General features: G+C 60.7%; 3 protein-coding genes. 2 read left to right on the top strand and 1 reads right to left on the bottom strand.

Features of this window, described 5'->3' with window-relative positions; translation table 11 throughout:
- The first annotated feature begins 16 nt into the window (after nt 1–16).
- On the top strand, nt 17–1,234 hold the full coding sequence (locus NW827_RS09400; RefSeq protein WP_414359180.1) for an anion transporter: 1,218 nt from the start codon (nt 17–19) through the stop codon (nt 1,232–1,234).
- A 3-nt stretch (nt 1,235–1,237) separates the two neighbouring features.
- Here NW827_RS09400 and NW827_RS09395 read toward each other — a convergent pair whose 3' ends face one another.
- Nucleotides 1,238–1,480, bottom strand: a complete 243-nt coding sequence (locus NW827_RS09395; protein ID WP_414403289.1) for a hypothetical protein — start codon at nt 1,478–1,480, stop codon at nt 1,238–1,240.
- Nucleotides 1,481–1,632: 152 nt separating this feature from the next.
- Between NW827_RS09395 and pyk the strand changes: the two genes are divergently transcribed.
- A complete protein-coding gene (pyk, locus tag NW827_RS09390; protein ID WP_414360019.1) occupies nt 1,633–3,474 on the top strand; it encodes a pyruvate kinase in 1,842 nt (613 codons plus the stop codon).

The following is a 3,474-nucleotide window of genomic DNA, read 5'->3' as shown; positions in this document are numbered from 1 at the left end:
GCTAAGAGGCTGGCAGGTGCAACAGGCACTCTCTTGGGGGGTGGTGATCCTGAGCTATATCGGGCTGGGGCTGGGATCCCTGCCCCGGCTGCGCATGAACCGGGCCACGATTGCCCTGGTGGGATCCGCTTTACTCATTGCCCTAGGAACGGTGCCGCTGCCGCAGGCCTGGGCAGCCATCGACCCAACCACAATTGTCTTTCTCCTCAGCATGATGGTGGTGAACGCCAGCTTGTCCCAGGGCGGCGCCTTCCAGTTGGCTTTGCTGGGCCTAATTCGGGTTAGCCGCAGCCCCTTTGGGCTTTTGCTCATGCTGGTGTTTGGCAGTGGGCTGCTCTCGGCCTTTCTCCTCAACGATACCCTGGCGCTGGTGTTTACCCCCCTCACGCTGCAGGTAACCACTGTGCTGGGGCTGAACCCCATTCCCTATCTCTTGGGCTTGGCGGCAGCCACCAACCTAGGGTCTGTAGCCACCCTGAGCGGCAACCCGCAGAACATTCTCATCGGCTCCTTCTCCGGAATTGGCTACCTGGAGTTTGCCGCCCAGATGACCCCGATTGCCGTGGTGGGGCTGCTGCTGGAGGTGGGGCTGCTGTGGCTCTACTACCCCGAGGTACGCTCGCTGCAGCCCTTCATCCATCAGGCGCCTTGGACGCCGCTGCGCCTCTACCCACCCCTGTTGCGCAAGAGCGTAGCCATTACAGCGGGGCTGTTTGGGGCTTTTGTGGCCGGCTTGCCCCTAGCCGAGTCGGCCCTGCTGGCGGCAGCCCTCTTGCTGATTACCCGCCGGCTGAAGCCGGAGCGGTTTTTGGGGCAGGTGGACTGGAATCTGTTGGTGATGTTCTCTGGGCTGTTTATCCTGACGCGGGCAACCCGAGAGCTGCTGGCCGGCTGGGGACCCAGCCTAGGGCCCTGGGCGGAGCAGGTGGCGGGATCCCCGTTGGCGCTGCTGGCCGCTGTTGCCCTCCTGTCCAACCTCATCTCCAACGTGCCGGCAGTGCTGCTGCTGCAGTCGCTGCTCCCGCTGCAGGGGACGACTGCCTGGCTACTCCTAGCTGCCGGCTCCACCCTAGCGGGCAACTTGACCTTGTTTGGGGCAGTGGCCAATTTAATTACCGTTGAGGCCGCAGCCAGGAAGGGGTATGTGTTAACCTTCGGGGAACACCTGCGCTTTGGTCTGCCCCTGACGCTGCTTACGCTTGGGTTTAGCGGGCTGTGGCTAAGTCAGGCCTGAGCCTTACTGGGCACCAAGGGCAGCCAGCAGCTCGTCGGCCAACAACACTGCCGTATAGACTAGGGCCTGGCGCTGCTCAGGAGACAAGTTGCCAACGGGGGTCTGGGAGTTGCTTAGGATACCTTGCAGTAGCTTGCTGGCCACGTATTCCCGTTTGGAGACGCCGGGGCTGGAGATGGTGGGGTTATCCAGGGAAAACTTTTGGTGGTGCTCGAAAGGAAAGGCGTATTCAGAAGCTACCGGCATGGCTCCACTCCCAACCCAAACTTGCTTGGCCCACTTTCCTTGACTGGGAATCCCAGAAAGCAAGGTCTCAAAAAAGACACTACGGGTTATCGTATCAAGGGGATCCCTGCGTGGGGGAGCAGTTGGGTTTGGTCTCCCCGGGAAAGATTGCCATGCACTTGAGCGAGTCTTTTCGACGCACCAAAATTGTTGCCACCCTTGGCCCCGCCAGCTCCGATCCAGCCATTCTTAGGGAAATGATCCTGCAGGGGGCAACCACCCTTCGCCTTAACTTTTCCCATGGGGATCACGAGCTCCACCGCCGCAACATCCGCCTCATCCGCCAAACCGCTATGGACCTGGGCATCCAGGTCGCCATTTTACAGGACCTGCAGGGGCCCAAAATCCGCCTGGGCAAGTTTGCTGGAGGCTCGATTACCCTCAAGAGCGGGGATCCCTTCGTGTTAACCAGTAAGCCCGTTTTGGGATCCCAGGAGCGCAGTTGGGTCACCTACGACAAGCTGGCCCAAGAGGTGCCGGAAGGAGCAACCATCCTTCTCGATGACGGTCGCGTCGAGATGCGCGTGGAGGCGGTGGATCCGGCAGCGGGGGAGCTCTTTTGCCGCACCATTGTTGGCGGCACCCTCTCCGACCACAAGGGAGTAAATTTCCCTGGGGTGCGCCTTAGCATTGGCGCCGTTACCGAAAAGGACAAAGAAGACCTCTATTTCGGCCTCAACCAAGGAGTGGACTGGGTGGCCCTCAGCTTTGTGCGGGATCCCTCGGATGTGCTGGAGGTGCGGGAGCTGATGGCTGCCGTCGGCAAGCGGGTTCCCATCATCGTCAAGATTGAAAAACACGAGGCCATCCAGCAACTGCCCCAGATCCTGGCTCTTAGCGACGGGGTGATGGTGGCGCGGGGGGATCTGGGCGTGGAGCTGCCAGCGGAAGAAGTGCCGCTTTTGCAGAAGCGGATCATTGCCATGGCCAACTGCCTGGGGATCCCGGTGATTACTGCTACCCAAATGCTGGACAGCATGGCCCACAACCCCCGCCCCACCCGGGCCGAGATTTCGGATGTAGCCAACGCCATCTTGGACGGCACCGATGCCGTTATGCTCTCCAATGAAACGGCGGTGGGCAAATATCCTGTTGAGGCGGTGGCCACCATGGCCCGCATTGCCCTGCGCATTGAACAGGACTACTTCAGCCCCCTCTACGCCGATCGCCGCCAACACCTACGTGCTCTTGCCCAGCAAGAGTTGAGCCAAAGTAGGGGCAGCTTTGCCGAGGATAACTCGCTGCGTCCCAAAACTCTCATAGCCGATTCCATTAGCCGCGCTGTGGGGGAGATTGCCGAAGAGCTGGAGGCGGTAGCCGTGATGACCCTAACCAAAACAGGGGCTACCGCCCGCAATGTCTCGCGGTTTCGCCCGCGTACCCCCATTCTGGCCGTAACACCCCATGTGGAGGTGGCGCGGCGACTGCAGTTGGTGTGGGGGGTACGGCCCCTGTTGGTTCTGGACTTGCCTACCACCCGCCAGACCCTTCAAGCTGCCATTAGCCAAGCCCAGGAAGAAGGCCTGCTCAAGGACGGGGACTTGGTGGTGCTCAGTGCCGGCACCCTACCGGGCATCTCTGGTTCCACTGACCTCATCAAGGTAGAGGTGGTGAAGGCGGTGGTAGCTAGAGGCAGAGGATTTGGCAAAGGCACTGTCAGTGGCCCAGCCCGTATCCTTCGCTCCAGCCTCGATGCCAGCAAGATTACCCCCGGCGACATCCTGGTTGCCCGTACCACCGATGCCAGCTATGTAGAGGCAATCAAGCAGGCGGCTGGAGTCATTACCGAAGAGGACGGCGTCTCCTCCCATGCAGCTGTCATTGCTCTGCGACTGGGAGTGCCCGTGCTGGTGGGGGTTAAAGATGCCACACGCCTTATCCGCGATGGGGCCATCGTTACCCTAGACCCAGAAAAAGGCACGGTGACTTCAGGAGCAGACGGCCTGGGTTTTTAA

It is taken from the genome of Synechococcus sp. H70.1, assembly GCF_047502705.1.
Lineage (GTDB): Bacteria > Cyanobacteriota > Cyanobacteriia > Thermostichales > Thermostichaceae > Thermostichus.
Note: the sequence above shows the minus strand (reverse complement) of the source record. Positions and strands in the feature narration are given on the sequence as shown.

Excerpts from the sequence above, each read along its gene's own strand:
- NW827_RS09395 (WP_414403289.1), bottom strand. The coding sequence starts at position 1,480 with ATGCCGGTAGCTTCTGAATACGCCTTTCCTTTCGAGCACCACCAAAAG.
- pyk (WP_414360019.1), top strand. The coding sequence starts at position 1,633 with ATGCACTTGAGCGAGTCTTTTCGACGCACCAAAATTGTTGCCACCCTT.